This window comes from Bacillus salacetis (assembly GCF_003581585.1).
GTDB lineage: Bacteria > Bacillota > Bacilli > Bacillales > Bacillaceae_B > Rossellomorea > Rossellomorea salacetis.
In genome coordinates this window covers 46,860-66,837 of record NZ_QXIR01000005.1, presented here as the reverse complement: position 1 = coordinate 66,837, position 19,978 = coordinate 46,860, and the positions used below count along the sequence as shown (strand labels likewise).

Genomic DNA, 19,978 nt, shown 5'->3' with positions numbered 1-19,978 from the left:
AAAAAATAATCAATTCATTCAATATTCTGCACTTGTTCCCTCATTTTTTCCAAGGAGGTTTTCATTTCAACAACATACCCGGCCACAACAGCATCATTTCCCTTTGAACCGATGGTATTCACTTCCCGGTTCATCTCTTGAATGATGAAATCAAGCTTTCTTCCTACCGGGCCTTCCTGGCTGACAGTATCAGTGAATTGAGACAGGTGACTTTCAAGCCTTGTAATCTCTTCCGAAATATCACTCTTATCGGAAAAGATTGCAATCTCAGTCAAAATCCGTGATTGATCAACAATATCACCGGCCAATTCCTTCACTTTTCTTTCAAGCCGCTCCTGATATTGACTGAGTATGGCAGGAACATGTTCAATAAGGGAGGATAAGGAGACCCTGAATATGCCGATATGGGAAAACAGATCTTCCTGAAGCTTTTCCCCTTCGGCCATCCTCATTGCGATAAGGTCTTCAAGTGCCTTGATAAAAGCCTGTTCAACCAGCTGTTCAAGCTGCTTGTTTTCTTCCTCTGTTTCCTCTAAAGTTATGATTTCAGTTTCCTTCAATAAATCCCGAAGTGCAATATCCTCTGACAAAGAAAACTTTTTCTTTAACGTATGTAATGTCTGGAAATATTCTTCGGCCAACTGCCAATCGACTTTCAGACTGCGGTGGACAAGCCCCTCTCCACTAATTGTAATGAAAACATCGGCCTTCCCGCGCTTTATGTATTCTGCCATTTTCTTTTTTAATTTATCTTCAAGTTTAACCAACTGCTTTGGAGTCCGGATGTTCAATTCACAGAACCGGTGATTCACTGATTTCATCTCGACCGTAATCACATGTTGTTCCGACTCTTCTATCGCTCTCCCAAAGCCGGTCATACTTACAACCATATACAGTCACATCCAATCTTTCAGACAGCTCGGCTTGGAATTCAATAATTTCAAATATCAGCACCCCTATTCCCAAGGAACACGGCGGACTGAAGGGGTTTCTTCAATGGCATCTTCCAGATTTCCTTCTCGTATAGAAAGGGTCTTTTCGTTAACTTTGTTGCTATTAACTATATAATCCAAATATTATCCTGGTCATCCACCGGAAAAACCCGTCAATCAAAAAAGAAAAGTGCCACTCACCCTTTTTCGAGTGAAAGACTTAGGGATACAGGGGTAAAACCCGTTATTGGAATTTTTCCGATAGCAACAATTCATGCGAAAACAGCCTATAGAAAACACTGAAAGTTCCATATCATAAAAAAGGTAATAGAGTATGCACTCTACTACCTTTAGGATTATATCACATCTTAGCGTTTTTTTCCTGCAAAAAATGAACCTGCAAGCAAAAACGTTGGAAGTGCACTCATTCCTGCAATCAGCAGCCAGTCCCTTGGATCGATTGAGACGGTGTGGAATATCGGCTGCAGCCCAGGAAGGTAGATGACCAGAAGCATCAGAACCAGCGACGACAACACTGCCCAGACAAGATACATGTTGCCAAAAGGATTTCGGGCAAATACTGATTTCTCGCTCCGGCAGTCAAATACGTGGATCAGCTGTGCCATGACGAGTGTTGCAAATGCAACTGTCTGGGCATAAGCCAGGTGATCAGGATGATGTTTGTAGGCTATGATGAATGCCGCAAGAGTCGAAATTCCGATAAGAAATCCCCTGGAAACGACTTTCCATCCGAGCCCTCTTGCAAATACTCCTTCTTTGGGATGCCTCGGATTCCGCTTCATGACATCCTCTTCCGGTTTATCAAGACCAAGAGCCATTGCCGGCAGACCATCTGTAACAAGATTCACCCATAATATCTGGATCGGTACCAATGGCAGGGGAAGAGCTAAGATCATGGCGAACAGCATGACCAGAATTTCCCCTACATTGGAAGCAAGAAGATAACGGATGAATTTTCTTATATTTTCATAAATATTTCTTCCTTCATTGATCGCTGATTTAATTGTAGCAAAATTATCATCGAGAAGGACAAGGGAGGATGCTTCCTTAGCAACATCCGTACCGGTTATTCCCATGGCAACACCAATGTCTGCTGCTTTGATGGCAGGAGCATCATTGACGCCATCCCCAGTCATTGCCACTACATGGCCTCGATTCTGCAGAGCCTTGACAATCTTGAGTTTATGTTCAGGAGAAACACGTGCGAATACCGAAACCTTTTCCACAACCTCTTCAAGGTCTTCTACTTCCATGGAGTTCAAGTCAGCGCCCTCAAGCACTTTATCCTGCCCTCTCAGGATACCGAGATCCTTGGCAATGGCCTTGGCCGTGATGACATGATCTCCTGTGATCATCACTGTCTTGATCCCGGCCTGCCTGCATTCTTTCACAGCCTGTTTCACTTCCGGCCTTGGAGGGTCGATCATCCCATGCAGCCCGATGAATGTCAGTCCCTTTTCAGCCTCTTCCTCGCTTTGCGGAAGGGATGGCGATGTCCAGGGAGTATAGGCGATAGCAATCGTTCTTAAGGCATTGGAAGCAAGTTCATGTATTGCTCCCTGTACTTTTTCAGTGAATTCTTTAGTACGATGCTGAAGTTTCTCCTCCCAGAGAATCGACTGACTGATATTCACCAGTACATCCGGAGCTCCTTTGGTGACAATGAAACGTTTGCCCTGCTGGTCCTTGACAACAATACTCATCATTTTCCGTGTTGAATCAAAAGGGAACTCCTTTTCAATAGTGAATTTTCCAAGCAGGGATTCCCTTTGCATACCAGCTTTCAACGCCGCTACAAGCAAAGCTCCTTCTGTCGGATCTCCATCAAGAATGTATTCATCATCCTTTACTTTGATTTTTGCATTATTGCAAAGCATCCCGAAAGTCAGTAATTGATTCAAGGATTTTTCAGAAGAAGGGCTGACCCTTTTTTCACTTCGGTAGAAACTTCCTTCAGGATCATACCCCGTTCCGCTCACTGTCCAGGTATTTCCTCCGCTCCATAAGTGGGTGACGGTCATTTTGTTTTGTGTCAGTGTACCTGTTTTGTCGGAACAGATGACGGAAGCACATCCAAGGGTTTCCACTGCCGGGAGCTTCCTGACAATCGCATTTCTTCTGATCATCCTCTGGACTCCCAAGGAAAGCGCTACAGTCACTATTGCCGGCAGTCCTTCCGGTATGGCTGCTACAGCCAGTGACACACCTGCCAGGAACATTGTATACATATCGTGACCTTGAATGACGCCGATGCCCACTACAAGGGCTGTAAGTATCAGAGCAACGGTTATCAAGATCTTCCCAAGCTGCTCCAGCCTTCTTTGAAGGGGAGTTGTCATCGTCTCCGCGGTTTGGATCATATCAGCGATTTTTCCCATCGCCGTCTGCATGCCAATCGCAGTTACAACGCCGATTCCATTCCCCCTGGTGACCATGGTTCCCATGAAGGCCATATTCTCCAGGTCACCAAGGTTGATGTTTTCTCCTTTTATCTCTCCGGTCTGTTTGGTGACCGGCACAGACTCCCCTGTCAATGCAGATTCCTCAATCTCCAGGTTATTGACTTTGATCAATCTCACATCCGCCCCAATGCGGTCTCCGCTGGCAAACTTAATGACATCCCCGGGCACCACTTCTTTTGAAGGGACTTTTGTCCAATTTCCGTCCCGCAGAACATATACTTGCGGAGCAGAAAGTTCTTTTAATGCACTCAACGATTTCTCTGCCTTTCTCTCCTGAAAAAACCCAAGAAATCCATTGATCAAGACTATAGCGATAATGGCAACAGCATCAATATATTCTCCCAGCAAGCCTGATATCAAGGTTGCCGCCAATAATACAATTACCATAAAGTCCTTGAACTGACTGAAAAACAACAATAAAGCAGACTGTTTTTCTGCTTCCTGCAACTCATTATAGCCGAACTGCTTTCTTCTCTTATTGACTTCATCTTCTGCAAGACCATTGGCAAAGTCGGAATTCACCGTTTTTTCCAGGTCTTCCTGCCGCATCTCATGGTATCTCATTCGACCAACTCACTCTCCCATTTATTCTCCGAAAAGTTCACCTCTCACAGCATTATTATTCAGACTCGTCCAAAAAAATGATATGATTATATAAAAAGTGGAAGCGGCCGTTCTGCGCCGTACGGATTGGAGGGCTCTCGCATGAGATAAAGGAAACACAACGAACAACGTGAGTTGATGTTGACTTATCGCAAGGAGAGAGACCGAAATCCGCTAGGCGCTGGCCGCTGGAACTGGATTGATAAAAAGTGGAGATGCCCCGCTCAGCGGCGTACGAACTGGAAGGCTTCCGCATGAGATATAGGAATCACGAAGAGCGAAGCGATTCGATGATGACTAATCGCAAGGAGGAAGACGGAAGTTCGATAGCCGCTGGGGCATCGGAACTGGATTGATAAAAAGTGGAAGCGGCCGTTCAGCGCCGTACGGATTGGAGGGCTCTCGCATGAGATAAAGGAAACACAACGAACAACGTGAGTTGATGTTGACTTATCGCAAGGAGAGAGACCGAAATCCGCTAGGCGCTGGCCGCTGGAACTGGATTGATAAAAAGTGGAGATGCCCCGCTCAGCGGCGTACGGACTGGAAGGCTTCCGCATGAAATAATGGGAGCACAAAGAACCCAGTAAGCTTCATCACCTTTCCTTACTAGTCAAAACATCGAAAAGCACTGGATTCCGTACGCCCGTCCATCCTGCCGCACCATCTGAAAAGGAATGCTAAGATGTAACGGTAAGATATAAATTCTTTAATTTGATAACTAACACAGTAGAGGATGTAATAAAATGTCATTCGATGGATTATTTACAAAAGCCATGTCTGAAGAGCTTGGCGATCTGTTAAAAGGCGGGCGGATCAACAAGATCCACCAGCCATACAAAAATGAAATCATCATGATCGTCAGGTCACAGGGGAAAAACCATAAGCTCCTTTTGTCTGCACACCCCAGCTATGCCCGGGTACAGCTGACTTCCCAAAGCTATGAAAATCCATCAGTCCCTCCCATGTTCTGTATGCTTCTCAGGAAGCACCTTGAGGGATACATAATAGAAGATGTTTATCAGAAGGAAGTCGACCGGATCATCATTTTTGAAATTAAAGGGCGAAGCGAGATCGGTGATGTGTCCTATAAGCAGCTGATTATCGAAATAATGGGAAGGCACAGCAACATAGTAGTTGTGGATAAGAGCAGGAATATGATTCTCGATTCAGTCAAGCATATCCCGCCTTCCATTAACAGCTACAGAACCGTCCTGCCAGGACAAGAATACAAGTTCCCGCCTCCACAGGATAAGAAGAACCCTCTGGAAGCAGACAGGGATGATATCCTCAGGGCAGTTGATTTTAACAGCGGTAAGCTTGATAAGCAGTTAGTCGGAGCCTTTTCCGGTTTTTCCCCACTGTTTGCAAAAGAAGCCGTCCATCGTGCTGGTCTCGCAAATCGGAACAGTTTGCCTCAAGCAGTGCTGAATCTGCTCGAACCTGTTAAACAACGTGACTATCAGCCAACGCTCATACAATCGGATAAAGAAACTTTTTACTTCCTTGATCTTCAACATATAGATGGAGAGCGGTATCATTATTCCAATTTAAGTGAATTGCTGGACCGCTATTTCCATCAAAAAGCAGAAAGAGACCGGGTGAAGCAGCAGGGAAATGATCTTGAACGGTTCATCAAAAATGAGCGGGATAAGAATCAAAGTAAAATTGTCAAACTTGAAAAAACGTTAAAAGATGCGGAGAATGCAGATACCTATCAGCTGTATGGAGAATTGCTTACTGCAAACTTATATGCTGTTGAAAGAGGCATGAAGAAAATTGAAGTCGTCAATTATTATGATGAAGAGGGCGGCACAGTGAAGATTGCCCTGGATACAAGAAAAACTCCTTCTGAGAATGCCCAGCAATATTTTTCAAAATATACCAAAGCAAAGACAGCAATCAGAATCGTTCAGGAACAGATTGAAAAAGCAAAGGAAGAAATTCTGTATCTGGAGCAGCTGCTGCAGCAGCTTGATTCCGCTTCTCCAAAGGATATCATGGAAATCCGGGAAGAACTCGCAGAAGAAGGCTACATCAAAGCGAAGCACGAAAAGAAGAAAAAGAAGAATAACGAAAAACCTCAGCTGGAATCCTATTTATCCAGTGATGGAACGACCATTCTCGTTGGAAAGAATAATAAACAGAATGATTACCTGACAAATAAACTTGCAGGAAAAGAGGAAATATGGCTTCATACAAAAGATATCCCTGGTTCCCATGTCGTCATCAGGAGCAAGGACCCTTCAGATGAAACCATCAAAGAAGCTGCGGTACTGGCCTCATATTTCAGTAAAGCCCGGGAGTCAAGTTCAGTGCCGGTTGACTTCACTGCCGTAAAAAACGTAAAAAAACCTAACGGCGCCAAGCCGGGATTTGTCACCTATGACGGACAGCAGACTGTTTATACAACGCCAAGCCTGGATACCGTGCGTGCGATGAAAAAAGAATAGAATGACGGAAAGCGCCTTTCGGGGCGCTTTCTTTATTTCATTAACGCGTTAACGCAGCCGGGGACAGTCCCCTGTTACGTTAAAGTAACAGGGGACTGTCCCCGGCGGTTTTAGTTGGGGGCCCAATTTTCTGGGGACTGCCTCCAGCTTTTCAGCGCTTCAAGGTCTTTTTCTTCAATGTAATGGTTCTCATGAGCAGCCTCTAACAGTGCTGTGTAGTCGGATAGCGATACTGCTTTTATTCCTTCCTCTTCAAGCCTTTCGATGCCTTTTTGCAGCTCGTATGTAAAGATGGCAGATACGCCAAGCACTTCACAGCCCTCTTCTCTCAAGGCATGAACTGCGGAGATGCAGCTTCCTCCTGTCGAAATCAAATCTTCAACTACGACAACCTTCTGCCCTTTTGAAACTTTCCCTTCAATCTGGCTTCCTTTGCCATGGGCTTTCGGCTTCGAACGGACGTAACACATTGGTAATCCAAGCCGGTCGCTGACCCAGGCTGCATGGGGGATCCCCGCTGTGGCGGTGCCTGCGATCATTTCCGCATCAGGAAAATGATTTCTAATATTTTCAGCCATGCCTTCAGCGATCATATTCCTTACTTTAGGATAGGAAATCGTTAATCGGTTATCGCAGTATATAGGGGATTTCAAACCCGAAGACCAAGTAAAAGGATCATTCGGCTTTAAAAACACCGCTTCAATATTCAATAATTCCTGAGCAATTTCTTTTTTCATGATTGTCCCTCCCATTCCGTTTTCACTCTCCGATACGCCTCTGCCGGGTCAGCAGCCCCAGTGATGCTCCTGCCTACTACAATGGCAGAAGCGCCAAGGAGGCGTGCTTGAGAAGGAGAAGCAATACGGTTTTGATCCTGTACTGCATCACCTTTCAACCTTATGCCCGGAGTCACTTTCAAAAACTCCCTGCCGCAAGCATCCTGTATCGCTGCTGCTTCGTGAGGGGAACAGACCACTCCATCAAGCCCTGCCTCCTTAGTGATTTCAGCATAGTGCAGGACCGAGTCAACAAGCGGCACCAAGATGAGCTGTTCCTTTTTCATTTGCTCTTCTGAAGTGGAAGTAAGCTGTGTAACCGAGATAAGCTTCGGCCGTTCCTTCCCTGCCTGGGTACCTTGAATCAAGCCTTCCATCGCTTGCTCCATCATTTTCACGCCGCCTGCAGCATGGACATTGATTAAATCGATTTCAAACTGTGCCAGGCCTTTCATTGCCTGCCCGACAGTATTGGGGATATCATGGAGCTTCAGATCTAGAAAAATCCGGTGATTCATTTTTTTCAATTCCTCAAGAATCAAAGGTCCATTCTGAAGATATAGTTCCATCCCCACTTTTACAAACAGCGGCGTTTCAAAATTCTCCAGAAACTTTCTGCTGATCTCCCACGTCGGAAAATCAAGTGCGACTATAGGCTCCTGTTCCATGCTTCCCCCAGCTCCTTCCTGTCAATTCAGAAATATGATCCACCTTCATCTCAGCCAATCTTTCTTCCAAACCTTTGATCAGGTCCGGGCATATGAACGGGTCTACGAAGTTTGCAGTTCCCACGGCGACCGCGCTTGCTCCTGCATAGAAGTATTCAAGGATGTCATCAACCGTCTGGACCCCCCCCATGCCAATAATCGGTATATTGACTTTCTGGCTTACTTCATAAATCATGCGTATGCTCACCGGCTTGATGGCCGGACCCGACAAACCGCCAGTTCCGTTGGCAATGACCGGCCTCCCGGTCTTCGTATCAATTCTCATGCCAATTAAAGTATTGATCATCGTCAAGCCGTCCGCTCCGCCTTCTTCCACGGCTTTGGCCATTTCCACTATGCTGCCGACATTCGGGGAAAGTTTCACATAGACAGGTTTAGAAGAAACAGCTTTGACCTTCTTTGTCAACTCCTTAGCTATTTCAGGGACTGTTCCAAAAGCAATGCCCCCTGTCTTAACATTTGGACAAGAGATATTGAGCTCAATTGCTTTAACATTTGGTGCAGTCGAAATCGTCTCTGCAACCTCCACATAATCCTCTGTCTTAGATCCTGCCACATTCGCTATAATAGGTACATTATATTTCTCCAGCCATGGCAGTTCCTCTGTCATCACCTTTTGCAGGCCAGGGTTTTGCAGCCCGATTGCATTAAGCATTCCGGATGACGTCTCGGCAACACGCGGTGTGGGATTTCCAAACCTGGTGTCAAGGGTGGTTGCCTTGATCATGATGGCCCCAAGCATGCTCAAATCATAAAGACCTGCAAACTCCTTGCCGAAACCGAAGCATCCGGAGGCCGGCATTACCGGATTCTTCAAGCTTAAACCCGGTAGTTCGATTTTTAATTTATTCATAACTTCACCACCCCCACTGGAAATACTGGTCCATCACTGCAAATCTTCACATAATTTTTGTCTCCATCATTCACTGCCTTCTCGCAAACACACGCAAAGCAGGCACCGATTCCGCAGCCCATCCGTTCTTCAAGGGATATATACCCTTTGCTCTCGCCATATGAACTACTGAGTGCCGCCAGCATGGATTTGGGTCCGCAGGAGTAGAAAAGATCAAATTCCAGTCCTTTTTCTTTTATCACATCTGTAACAAATCCCTTGGTTCCTAATGAACCGTCCACTGTGGCAATGAAGGTTGGCCCAAGTTCTGAAAATTCTTTTTCATAAAATGCCGCTTCGCTTTTCTGAAAGCCGAGGACATGAAAAACCTTGATTCCGTTTTGAATCAGTTGTTTCGAAAGCTCATAGAGTGGCGGCACCCCGATTCCGCCTCCCACTAACAGGGCTGTTTTCCCTTCATCTTCCTCGTGGATTGGAAACCCGTTTCCGAGGGGGCCAAGCACATCAGCAGAGGCTCCTGCTTTTTCATGTGAAAGAAGAGTTGTCCCTTTGCCCTCTGCCCGGTAAATGACTGTAAGCCTTCTATTTTCTTTATCTATCTCTGCAATGCTTATTGGGCGGCGCAGGAGTGGTTCCACCCCTGTTCCTGTTTTGAAGTGCAGGAATTGTCCCGGTTCGTTCAGTTCATAAACAAGATCTCCGGACAAAACCATTTTGAATATATTTTCGGCGATTTCTTCATTGGAAATGATATGCATGAGATCCTTTTTTATCATGAAAATACCGCCGCCTTTTGAGTTTCTTCCGCCCCTTCCATTGCTTCCGCTGAGAAGGTCATGGATTCAAAGACTTTCAGGATTGCTTCGGCTGTATCCAGTGAAGTCAAACAAGGAATGCCGTTTTCCACAGACTCCCTGCGGATCCTGAATCCGTCTCTCTGAGGCTGCTTGCCTTTTGTCAGGGTATTGATGACGAGCTGTGTTTCGCCGCTTTGGATGACATCCAGGAGCGTAGGACCTTCAGAACCAATCTTGTCTACCTCTTTCACCGGGATGTCCGCTGCCCTTAATACATCCGCTGTACCTTTTGTAGCAAGGATCTGGTAACCGATATTGACGAAGCGCTTAGCAAGTCCCGTCGCCTCTTCTTTATCCTTGTCTGCGACGGTAAGCAGGACGGATCCATACTCTTTCATCTGCATGCCTGCTGCTACAATCCCTTTATAAAGTGCTTTTTCCAGTGTAGAATCTTTCCCCATTACTTCTCCCGTTGATTTCATTTCCGGCCCGAGAGTGATGTCCACTCTGCGCAGTTTCGCGAAGGAGAATACAGGGACTTTGACATACACACCCTTTTTCTCTGTAACCAAACCGGATTGGTAGCCCATTTCGGCAAGCGTGCTTCCCAGGATCACTTTAGTGGCCAGGTTTGCCATAGGCACATTGGTGATTTTACTTAAAAACGGCACAGTCCGGCTTGAACGCGGATTGACTTCCAGGACATACACCTCATTTTTGCTGATGACATACTGGATATTCAGGAGACCGATGATGTTTAACCCTCTTGCCAGTTTCGTTGTATACTCTATGATTCTATCTTTCTGATCCTTAGTGAGCTGCTGCGGAGGGTATACCGCGATAGAATCACCGGAATGGACACCCGCTCTCTCGATATGTTCCATAATGCCAGGAATGACGACATCCTTGCCATCTGAAATCGCATCCACTTCAATTTCTTTTCCGATTAAGTAGCGGTCAATCAAGACTGGATGCTCAGGATTCACCTTGACCGCATTTTTCATATATTGAAGAAGTTCGTCTTGTTCATAGACGATTTCCATCGCGCGGCCGCCCAATACATATGACGGGCGAACCAAGACAGGGTAGCCGATGGACTCAGCAATCTCTACTGCACCTTCGACTGTAACGGCTGTCTTCCCTTCCGGCTGAGGAATACCGAGGCTTTGGAGGGTATACTCAAATTTATCCCTGTTCTCGGCCCGGTCAAGATCTTCCAATGATGTACCGAGGATCTTGACGCCCCTCTCGACCAGCTGGGCTGCCAGGTTGATCGCCGTCTGCCCACCAAACTGGACGACGACACCTTCCGGCTTTTCCAAGTCGATGATATGCATGACATCTTCAATTGTCAGCGGTTCGAAATAAAGCTTGTCGGAAATGCTGAAGTCGGTTGAAACTGTCTCCGGGTTATTGTTGACGATGATGGCTTCGTATCCCGCTTCTTTTATGGCCCATACAGAATGGACTGTTGCGTAATCGAACTCCACACCCTGGCCGATCCTGATCGGACCCGATCCGAGGACCACCACGCTTTTCCTCGAAGTGACAACTGATTCATTTTCTCTCTCATATGTTCCGTAGAAGTATGGTGTTTCGGATTCAAACTCTGCCGCACATGTATCCACCATCTTGTAAACAGGAATCAGTTCCTGTTCTTTTCTCCAGTCATAAACTTGCTTTTCAGTCGCATTCCATAACTTCGCCAGTGTGATATCGGCAAAGCCCATTCGTTTTGCTCTCAGGGCATGTTCATAGTTAAACGGAGAATCAGCAAGTTCAGTTTCAAAATCCACAATTTTCTTAAGCTTATGAAGGAAGAACAAATCGATTTTGCTCCACTCATGGATGGTTTCAATCGTCACACCGCGGCGCAGTGCTTCGCCTATATAGAATAGTCTTTCATCTCCGGCTTTTCTAATGCGTTTCTCGATCAGTGCGTCATCAAAGCTGTCTCCGTCTTCAAGTCCCAGGTGATAAACGTTGCTCTCCAGTGATCTCACAGCCTTTAAGATCGATTCTTCAAAGGTACGGCCGATTGCCATGACTTCCCCCGTAGCCTTCATCTGGGTTCCAAGATTTCTTTTTGCTGATTCGAATTTATCAAACGGCCAGCGGGGAATCTTGGAAACGATATAGTCAAGTGCCGGCTCAAAGCTTGCATACGTTTTTCCTGTTACAGGGTTCATCATCTCATCAAGGTTCAGGCCAACCGCAATCTTAGCCGCAAGCTTTGCAATCGGGTAACCCGTAGCTTTTGATGCAAGTGCAGAAGAGCGGCTGACGCGGGGGTTCACTTCGATGATGTAATACTGGAAGCTGTTTGGATCAAGGGCCAGCTGCACATTACATCCCCCTTCAATCCCCAAAGCACGGATGATTTTCAATGAACAGTTTCTGAGCATTTGATATTCCCTGTCACTCAGCGTTTGGCTTGGTGCCACAACGATTGAGTCACCTGTGTGGATGCCGACAGGGTCAAAGTTTTCCATATTACATACAACGATGGCACTGTCATTGCTGTCGCGCATCACTTCATATTCGATTTCCTTGAACCCTGCGATGCTTTTCTCAAGCAAACACTGTGTAACCGGACTGTATTTTAATCCGCTGCTGACAATTTCAATCAATTCCTTGCGGTTATGGCAAATCCCTCCGCCTGTTCCCCCCAATGTATAGGCAGGACGTACAATCACCGGGTAGCCCACTTCTTCAACAAACTCGAAAGCTTCTTCTACCGTCCGGATGATTTCACTATCCGGCACCGGCTCATTCAGTTCTTTCATCAGTTTTCTGAAAAGATCCCGGTCTTCAGCCTGTTCAATGGCTGATAACTTTGTTCCAAGGATTTCAACCTCACATTCATCAAGGACACCCGAGTTGGCCAATTCTACCGCCATATTCAACCCTGTCTGGCCTCCAAGGGTAGGAAGCAGTGCATCAGGACGTTCTTTGCGGATGATCCTGCTGACAAATTCCAGTGTTAAAGGTTCGATATATACCTTATCGGCAATTTCACTGTCCGTCATGATTGTCGCTGGATTGGAGTTTACAAGAATGACTTTATAGCCTTCTTCTTTCAGGGCGATACAGGCCTGTGTCCCTGCATAGTCAAATTCTGCCGCCTGGCCGATGACGATCGGGCCGCTTCCGATTACCAGGATGGTTTTGATATCTGTACGTTTAGGCATGTGAAATCTCCTTTCTCATTTCCGCTTTCATCATTGTCATGAATTGATCGAAAAGTCCGTTTGCATCTTCAGGCCCAGGTGAAGCCTCCGGGTGGTATTGGACCGTGAAGGCAGGCAAATCAAGATGTTTCAATCCTTCTATTGTTCCGTCATTCAATCCGATATGGGTGATTTCCAGGCGTGTTTTTTCCAATGAAGCTTCATCCACTGAATACCCGTGGTTTTGTGATGTCAAAGCAATTTTTCCTGTTGCAAGGTCTTTCACAGGGTGATTGGAGCCGCGGTGTCCAAACTTCATCTTGAAGGTGTCGCCGCCGCCTGCCAGTGCAAACAGCTGGTGCCCAAGACAAATTCCGAACAAAGGAATCTTCCCAAGAATATCATTGATCATCTCGATTGCCTCCGGGACATCCTTTGGATCTCCTGGTCCGTTTGAGAGCATGATGCCATCCGGGTTCAATGCCTGAATGTCCTTGGCTGATGTATTGTAAGGAACGACAATCACGTCGCAATCTCTTTTGTTGAGCTCCCTGAGAATTCCATGCTTCATCCCGAAATCCACCAATACGACACGGAACCCTCTGCCAGGACTTGGATAGGCAGTTTTGGTTGAGACCTGTTTCACCTGGTTTGATGGAAGTTCAGCAGCTCTCAGCTTGTGAAGGATTTCTTCCTTGTCGGCTTCTGCAGAGCAGATCATTCCTTTCATCGTTCCGCGTTCCCTGATTTTTCTTGTCAGCATTCTCGTATCAATTCCGGCAAGTCCCGGAATTCCTTTCGCTTTCAGGAGGTCATTCAATGTACTTTCAGTTCTCCAGTTGGAAGGGAAATCTGCTTCTTCTCTTACAATGAGTCCTTTGATTGCCGGTGAAATGGATTCGTAATCATCGCGGTTGATTCCATAGTTTCCAATCATCGGGTATGTCAGAGTGATGATTTGGCCGCAGTAAGACGGATCTGAGAGAATCTCCTGATACCCTGTCATTCCTGTGTTAAAAACAACCTCTCCAACAGAACTTGTCTCAGCTCCAAATCCTTCCCCTGTAAATACAGTGCCATCATCAAGAATAAGCTGTCTTTTCATTATTGTTCGCCTTCCTTCCAAATTAAGGTTCCTTCTGAAAATGTTGCTTGCGGCCAGCCTTTGCATTCCCATCCGCCAAACGGTGTATTTGTTCCTTTTGACAGGAAAGTATCAGGATCGATTGCTTGTGTCTGGTTTAAATCTACCAGTGTGATGTCGGCTAAGCTTCCAACCTCCAAGGTTCCATAAGGAAGTCTGAATGTTTGAGACGGCTTCCTGGTCATCCAATCAACAAGCTGGTTCAGTGTGAATGATCCCTTTTCCACAAAATTTGTATAAAGCAGCGGGAAGGCTGTTTCCAATCCCACAATTCCAAATGGGGCAAGGGCAATTCCTTCTGATTTCTCCGATGCCGTATGAGGGGCATGGTCGGTCGCAATGAAATCGATGGTTCCATCCAGCAGCCCTGCTATCAGCGCTTCACGGTCTTCTGTGCTTCTAAGGGGAGGATTCATTTTATAGTTCGCATCGTCTCCCGGTATATCTTCCTCTGTCAGGAGCAAATGATGGGGAGTCACTTCCGCGGTCACTCTGATGCCCGCTTTTTTAGCGTCCCTGACAACCCGGACAGATTCTTTTGTACTGATGTGGCAGACATGATAGTGGCAATCCGCCGCCTCGGCAAGAAGGACATCCCTGGCGATTTGGACTGACTCACAGATGGATGGAATCCCTTTAAACCCATTCTCTTTTGAGAATTTCCCTTCATGCACGGCTCCGCCGTATATCAGGCTGTTATCTTCACAATGAGCCACAATGGCTTTGTCGACTGCGGCTGCCGCTTTCATGGCTTCATACATTTTTCCGGCTTCCTGCACTCCTACCCCATCATCTGTAAAAGCGAACGCTCCTGAATCTTTTAGTGCTGCAAAGTCAGTAAGGTCTTTTCCAACCTGCCGTTCTGTAATGGAAGCATATGGAAGTACTCTTACTTTCGCTGTTTCTTTTATTCTTCCGTTCAGCCATTGAAGTGTTTCCACGTCATCCGGTACCGGCCGTGTATTCGGCATCGCCGCCAATGTCGTGAATCCGCCTTTTGCAGCTGCTTTTGTCCCTGTTTCGATTGTTTCCTTCTTTTCGCCGCCAGGCTCTCTAAGGTGCACATGAAGATCCACAAATCCCGGGAGGAGAAGGAGACCCTTGGCATCGAAAATATCTGCATTTCCATCTGCCAGATTTTCACCAATTTCGGCAATATGTTTATCCACTATCTTTACATCTTTTGTTAAAATCGTTCCGTTCTCTTCTAACCACTTTGCATTTTTTATGATAGTTGTCATATTATTCTCCTCCTTGGGATATCAGTGCCCTTTTTAAGACTGCCATTCTTACATATACTCCATTTTCCATTTGCTTGAAGATCCTTGACTTAGGGCTTTCAACCAGTTCATCTGCGATTTCAACACCACGGTTGACTGGAGCAGGATGCATGATGATTCCGTGTTCTTTCATTAAGTCGGCTCTTTCTACTGTCAATCCGAATTCCTGATGATATTCTTCCTTAGTCAACGCGGATGTGCTTTCATGCCTTTCATGCTGCACCCTCAGCAGCATGACTGCATCGCCGGCCTTTACTGCTTCATCTATCGGAAGGTACCGGCCGTCTTCGACCAGGTCGTCAGGAAACCATTCCGGCGGGCCGGAGAAAAACACCTCTGCGCCTAATTTTGTTAATGCTTCCGCATTGGAACGGGCAACCCTGCTATGTGAGATATCCCCGATGATGCTTACCTTCAGTCCTTTGAAGGTTCCAAACTCTTCATGTATAGTCATAAGATCCAACAAACATTGTGTCGGATGGTTTCCGCATCCGTCCCCGCCATTAAGGATAGGAATCGAAAGTTGGTCTTTCAACCCGTCAAAGTAACGGTCATGCTCATGTCTGAGAACTACGGCATCCACTCCTACCGCTTCAAGGGTCTTAACCGTGTCATAAAGCGTCTCGCCTTTTGAGACACTGGATGTTTGCGTCTCAAATGGAATGACTTCCAGACCGAGCCTTCTTTCCGCCATTTCGAAGCTGCACTTCGTTCTTGTGCTGTTTTCGAAAAATAAATTTGCTATGTACTTAGGAGCTTCGGGAGTCCATTTCTCCCCATTCTTAAATCCTTTTGCTTCGGATAAAATCTCTTCTATCTCAGTCGGGCTAAGTTCTGCCATCGTCAACAAGTGCTTCATGATCCGCAGCCTCCTATTTTTGAAGAGTCCTGATAATAAAAAACACCCTGACCTTTTTAAGCCAGGGTGTTTTGGATCCACTAAGGTATACCTGTCCCCTATAATGGGTTCAAGTTTCCCTGCGCGTCACCGAAACACCCTTCTAAGCCTCTCTGGACCTCTCTTAAAAGGTGTTTGATACTCTATTTATTTTTTCAATTAATTCTCTTCATTCAAACCTTTGAACATCTCGTCTTCATCGACAGGTTCCTGACCAGGCAGGATCAAATTAAGTACCACACCTACAATGGCTGCCAGAGCCATTCCTGATAATGAAAGCTTATCAGTGATTTCGATGAAAGCTCCTCCAACCCCAATGACCAGTATCACAGAAGAGATGATCAAATTGCGTTTCTGTCCCAAATCAATTTTGTTGTCAATCAGCATCCTGAGTCCGCTGGAAGCGATGATACCGAACAACAGGATGGAAACACCGCCCATTACTGCTGTCGGAATCGTCCCGATCAAGGCTGTGATTTTCCCTACAAATCCAAAGATAATTGCTATTACTGCAGCGCCACCGATGACGAACACGCTGAAGACCCGTGTAATTGCCAGGACGCCTATGTTTTCTCCATACGTTGTGTTTGGCGGGCCGCCGATTAAGGAAGCAATGATTGTCGCCACCCCGTCACCCATGATCGAACGATGCAGTCCGGGCTGCTTGATGAAGTTTCTCCCAGCGACCTTGCTTAATACCATTTGGTCACCTGTATGTTCTGCCAAAGTAACGATGGCGACAGGGACCATGATGAAAACTACTTCCCATGAGAATGCCGGTGTATAACTTACAAATGGAATTATGAAGTCCGGAATCTGGAACCATGATGCCTCTTTCACCGGTGTCAGGTCTACGATTCCTGCAAAGAATGCAATGGCGTACCCCCCTACGATGCCGACCAGGATCGGAACCAGACCAAGGAAACCTCTAAAGAAAATCGATCCCAGAATCGTGATTCCCAGTGTTGCCAGAGCAACCATTAAATGTGTATTACTATATATGAGTTCTGCAGGGGCTGCCCCTGGGTTTTCGTACATTGCCATGTCGACTGCAGTGCCTGCAAGCCCAAGTCCGATAACCATGATGACCGGCCCGACTACAATCGGCGGAAGAATTTTCAACAGCCATTTTAAACCAAATTGCGAAATCAGCAGGGCGACAATTCCGTATACAATCCCCGCAAGGAAGCTTCCCATCATGGCTGCCCCCGGACCGCCTGCTGTTTTTGCGGCGATGATTGGTGAAATGAATGCAAAGGATGAGCCAAGATAAGCGGGTATTCTCCCTTTGGTGATCAGAAGGTAAGCCAGTGTGCCAAGACCGCTTGAGATCAATGCCACCGCCGGACTTAGCTCCACCAGGAACGGCACAAGTACCGTCGCTCCGAACATCGCGAATAAGTGCTGTATACTCAAGGTAAGCCATTGGCCCGCCTTTGGTACGTCTCTAACATCTAAAACTGCTTCATTGTGATTTGCCAACGTGATATTCCTCCTCTTTCGTGTTCGTTCCTGTAAAAAAAACCCTCGTTGCAAGAGGGCGCAAAGAGGGTTCTGCAATACGGTTTCATCGGAAACCGCGATTGAGATTCCTTTGCCAGCCTCTCTGGACTGTCTTTAAAAGGAAAGCTGTTTAATTATCGTGTATTGTTACTTGATCTTCATCATCCACTTCTGAAAGTTCTACCACTATTTTCTCTGAACTTGAAGTCGGTATGTTTTTTCCAACAAAGTCAGCACGGATCGGGAGTTCCCTGTGGCCCCTGTCCACGAGGACCGCAAGCTGGATCGTGCCCGGCCTCCCCATATCCATCAGGGCATCCAGTGCTGCTCTAACCGTCCTTCCGGTGAAAAGTACATCATCAATGAGTATTACCTTTTTATCGGTAATGGCCACCGGTAGATCAGAGCCTTTCACTTCAGGTTCCTCATTTTCCGTCTTGACTGTCAAATCGTCCCGATATAGCGTAATATCAATTTCACCTACCGGAATCTTGGTACCTTCTATTTCTTCAATGCGGTTCGCCAGTCTTTTTGCTAAGTGAATGCCTCTGGTCTTGATACCTACCAGGATGCAATTTTCAATCCCTTTGTTGCGTTCGATAATCTCGTGGGCAATCCTGGTAAGCGCCCTTCTGATTGCCGGCTGATCCAGAACAACCGTCTTTTGAGCCACTATCATCACCTCATCCTTAATATTACCGGGAAACATTTTAATAAACAAAAAATCCCTCCCACCGTATTGGTGAGAGGGCATACTTATCGTTTGAAATCCTTACACTGCACTCCTGTAGTGTAAGTTCATGAAAAGTTCCTTCTCAGCCTCACGGGACTGCATTAAAGGTTTCCTTATTCGGTTATATCAATCATAAGACCTGACAGATTGATTGTCAACGGATATTTTGCAGTTTTTGCAAAGTTTGTCGAAAAACCGCTGGCGGTTCCGCTTCAAACTCAAGATATTCTCCTGTGCGGGGATGGACAAAACCCAGGATACCCGCATGCAATGCCTGTCCATCAAGATCCAGCGTTTTTTTCGGTCCGTACTTTGGATCTCCCGCCAAAGGAAAACCGATATATTTCATATGGACCCGGATTTGATGGGTCCTGCCGGTTTCCAGTTGACACTCTACGTACGTAAAAGCAGCGAGCCTATCCAGGACATTGAAGTGCGTTACTGCATCCCGTCCTGAATCCACGACTGCCATCCTTTGGCGGTCTTTCGGATCTCTGCCGAGAGGAGCATCGATTGTTCCCTGGTCATGAGGGATGATACCATGGACGATTGCCTTATATTTCCTGGTTACTGTCTTATTGACCAGTTGTTCCACCAATTTCTCATGGGCCATGTCATTCTTGGCAACCATAAGAAGTCCGGATGTATCTTTATCAATCCTGTGTACAATACCCGGCCTTAAAACACCGTTAATGCCGGAAAGATCCTTGCAATGCGCCATCAGGCCATTGACCAATGTTCCAGAAGGGTGACCCGGAGCGGGATGGACGACCATGCCTCTTGGTTTATTAACCACGATAACATCCCCATCCTCATAGTATATATCAAGGTCCATTTCTTCTGGGATGACGTCCAATTCTTCAAGTTCAGGAATCGTAATGGCGATTACATCATCCACGGCACACTTATAGTTGGTCTTAACTGCAGAGCCATTCACCTTTACATTCCCATCCTTGATCCATTGCTGAACCTGTGACCTTGACCAATCTTGTTCCAGCCCGGTAAGCATCTTGTCCAGCCTTACACTCTTTTCTTCTTCACGAACGATATGTTCCATTGTTTCCATGTAATTTCTCCTTCTTTTCTCTACGCTCTTCCATCAGCATATTGATGATCAATAACCCTACACCGATTGTAAGAGAAGCATCAGCAATGTTGAAAATCGGAAAATCGTATTGAATGATGAATGTATTCAGAAAGTCTACGACCTCTTTCCTGAATACCCTGTCAATAAAATTGCCGATCGCACCGCCAAGCAGCAGTGCCAGACTCATGCTGAACAGTTTATTTCCTTTTGCATATTTTTCAAGATAATAAACGATTCCTATAATGACTCCGATTGTGATTATATAGAAGAACCACATCTGTCCCTGCAGGATTCCCCAAGCAGCTCCCTGGTTCCTGTGGGAAGTGATATACAGAAAATTATCAATCACGGTGATGCTCTGTCCTTCTGTCATTCTCTGCACGATCAGCCACTTTGTGAACTGATCCAATGCAATTACAACCAAAGCAATCAGATAATAAAACATACGGGAAGCCTCCGTCTCCAATCAAAATGATTACTTTAGCATTTTAGCATAATACCGGCTAGAAAGACACTCTTATCCAAATACAGCATGATT

General features: G+C 46.1%; 15 protein-coding genes. 1 reads left to right on the top strand and 14 read right to left on the bottom strand.

Features of this window, described 5'->3' with window-relative positions; genetic code table 11:
* Positions 1-14: 14 nt before the first annotated feature.
* Positions 15-890, bottom strand: a complete 876-nt coding sequence (locus D3H55_RS05455; protein ID WP_119545909.1) for a YicC/YloC family endoribonuclease — start codon at positions 888-890, stop codon at positions 15-17.
* A 410-nt stretch (positions 891-1,300) separates the two neighbouring features.
* Positions 1,301-3,979: a calcium-translocating P-type ATPase, SERCA-type gene (locus D3H55_RS05450; RefSeq protein ID WP_119545908.1), complete on the bottom strand. Its 2,679-nt coding sequence runs from the start codon at positions 3,977-3,979 to the stop codon at positions 1,301-1,303.
* 785 nt (positions 3,980-4,764) lie between these two features.
* On the opposite strand from D3H55_RS05450, the gene D3H55_RS05445 reads away from it, so the two are divergent.
* Entirely contained in the window at positions 4,765-6,471 is a 1,707-nt protein-coding gene (locus tag D3H55_RS05445) for an Rqc2 family fibronectin-binding protein (protein WP_119545907.1), read from the top strand.
* Positions 6,472-6,581: 110 nt separating this feature from the next.
* Here D3H55_RS05445 and pyrE read toward each other — a convergent pair whose 3' ends face one another.
* From pyrE to lspA, 12 genes are all read right to left on the bottom strand, one after another.
* Positions 6,582-7,208 carry an orotate phosphoribosyltransferase gene (pyrE, locus tag D3H55_RS05440; RefSeq protein WP_119545906.1) on the bottom strand — a complete coding sequence of 209 codons (627 nt, stop codon included), beginning with the start codon at positions 7,206-7,208 and terminating at the stop codon, positions 6,582-6,584.
* The gene (gene pyrF / locus D3H55_RS05435) at positions 7,205-7,915 is read right to left on the bottom strand and encodes an orotidine-5'-phosphate decarboxylase (protein ID WP_119545905.1); all 711 of its coding nucleotides are present in this window, start codon (positions 7,913-7,915) and stop codon (positions 7,205-7,207) included. Before pyrF ends, pyrE begins: the two co-directional genes overlap by 4 nt.
* Positions 7,887-8,828 (bottom strand): dihydroorotate dehydrogenase, encoded by a 942-nt coding sequence (locus tag D3H55_RS05430; RefSeq protein WP_119545904.1) that lies wholly within the window; start codon positions 8,826-8,828, stop codon positions 7,887-7,889. The genes pyrF and D3H55_RS05430 overlap by 29 nt, the downstream gene beginning before the upstream one ends.
* Positions 8,825-9,604 carry a dihydroorotate dehydrogenase electron transfer subunit gene (locus D3H55_RS05425; protein WP_119545903.1) on the bottom strand — a complete coding sequence of 260 codons (780 nt, stop codon included), beginning with the start codon at positions 9,602-9,604 and terminating at the stop codon, positions 8,825-8,827. The genes D3H55_RS05430 and D3H55_RS05425 overlap by 4 nt, the downstream gene beginning before the upstream one ends.
* On the bottom strand, positions 9,601-12,816 hold the full coding sequence (carB, locus tag D3H55_RS05420; RefSeq protein ID WP_119545902.1) for a carbamoyl-phosphate synthase large subunit: 3,216 nt from the start codon (positions 12,814-12,816) through the stop codon (positions 9,601-9,603). Before carB ends, D3H55_RS05425 begins: the two co-directional genes overlap by 4 nt.
* A complete protein-coding gene (locus D3H55_RS05415; RefSeq protein WP_119545901.1) occupies positions 12,809-13,900 on the bottom strand; it encodes a carbamoyl phosphate synthase small subunit in 1,092 nt (363 codons plus the stop codon). The genes carB and D3H55_RS05415 overlap by 8 nt, the downstream gene beginning before the upstream one ends.
* The gene (pyrC, locus tag D3H55_RS05410) at positions 13,900-15,180 is read right to left on the bottom strand and encodes a dihydroorotase (RefSeq protein ID WP_119545900.1); all 1,281 of its coding nucleotides are present in this window, start codon (positions 15,178-15,180) and stop codon (positions 13,900-13,902) included. The genes D3H55_RS05415 and pyrC overlap by 1 nt, the downstream gene beginning before the upstream one ends.
* A gap of 1 nt (position 15,181) precedes the next feature.
* On the bottom strand, positions 15,182-16,078 hold the full coding sequence (locus D3H55_RS05405; RefSeq protein ID WP_119545899.1) for an aspartate carbamoyltransferase catalytic subunit: 897 nt from the start codon (positions 16,076-16,078) through the stop codon (positions 15,182-15,184).
* A gap of 198 nt (positions 16,079-16,276) precedes the next feature.
* Entirely contained in the window at positions 16,277-17,653 is a 1,377-nt protein-coding gene (locus D3H55_RS05400; RefSeq protein WP_420808734.1) for a solute carrier family 23 protein, read from the bottom strand.
* Between the two features lie 97 nt (positions 17,654-17,750).
* Positions 17,751-18,293, bottom strand: a complete 543-nt coding sequence (gene pyrR, locus D3H55_RS05395) for a bifunctional pyr operon transcriptional regulator/uracil phosphoribosyltransferase PyrR (protein ID WP_168412978.1) — start codon at positions 18,291-18,293, stop codon at positions 17,751-17,753.
* Between the two features lie 214 nt (positions 18,294-18,507).
* A complete protein-coding gene (locus D3H55_RS05390; protein WP_119545897.1) occupies positions 18,508-19,419 on the bottom strand; it encodes an RluA family pseudouridine synthase in 912 nt (303 codons plus the stop codon).
* On the bottom strand, positions 19,391-19,885 hold the full coding sequence (gene lspA / locus D3H55_RS05385) for a signal peptidase II (protein ID WP_119545896.1): 495 nt from the start codon (positions 19,883-19,885) through the stop codon (positions 19,391-19,393). The genes D3H55_RS05390 and lspA overlap by 29 nt, the downstream gene beginning before the upstream one ends.
* Between the last annotated feature and the right edge of the window lie 93 nt (positions 19,886-19,978).

What these genes read in the sequence shown, in the direction of transcription:
- D3H55_RS05390 (WP_119545897.1), bottom strand. Translation starts at nt 19,419, where the DNA reads ATGGAAACAATGGAACATATCGTTCGTGAAGAAGAAAAGAGTGTAAGG.
- pyrE (WP_119545906.1), bottom strand. Translation starts at nt 7,208, where the DNA reads ATGAAAAAAGAAATTGCTCAGGAATTATTGAATATTGAAGCGGTGTTT.
- lspA (WP_119545896.1), bottom strand. Translation starts at nt 19,885, where the DNA reads ATGTTTTATTATCTGATTGCTTTGGTTGTAATTGCATTGGATCAGTTC.
- carB (WP_119545902.1), bottom strand. Translation starts at nt 12,816, where the DNA reads ATGCCTAAACGTACAGATATCAAAACCATCCTGGTAATCGGAAGCGGC.
- pyrC (WP_119545900.1), bottom strand. Translation starts at nt 15,180, where the DNA reads ATGACAACTATCATAAAAAATGCAAAGTGGTTAGAAGAGAACGGAACG.
- D3H55_RS05455 (WP_119545909.1), bottom strand. Translation starts at nt 890, where the DNA reads ATGGTTGTAAGTATGACCGGCTTTGGGAGAGCGATAGAAGAGTCGGAA.
- D3H55_RS05430 (WP_119545904.1), bottom strand. Translation starts at nt 8,828, where the DNA reads ATGAATAAATTAAAAATCGAACTACCGGGTTTAAGCTTGAAGAATCCG.
- D3H55_RS05405 (WP_119545899.1), bottom strand. Translation starts at nt 16,078, where the DNA reads ATGAAGCACTTGTTGACGATGGCAGAACTTAGCCCGACTGAGATAGAA.
- D3H55_RS05445 (WP_119545907.1), top strand. Translation starts at nt 4,765, where the DNA reads ATGTCATTCGATGGATTATTTACAAAAGCCATGTCTGAAGAGCTTGGC.
- pyrF (WP_119545905.1), bottom strand. Translation starts at nt 7,915, where the DNA reads ATGGAACAGGAGCCTATAGTCGCACTTGATTTTCCGACGTGGGAGATC.
- D3H55_RS05415 (WP_119545901.1), bottom strand. Translation starts at nt 13,900, where the DNA reads ATGAAAAGACAGCTTATTCTTGATGATGGCACTGTATTTACAGGGGAA.
- D3H55_RS05450 (WP_119545908.1), bottom strand. Translation starts at nt 3,979, where the DNA reads ATGAGATACCATGAGATGCGGCAGGAAGACCTGGAAAAAACGGTGAAT.
- D3H55_RS05425 (WP_119545903.1), bottom strand. Translation starts at nt 9,604, where the DNA reads ATGATAAAAAAGGATCTCATGCATATCATTTCCAATGAAGAAATCGCC.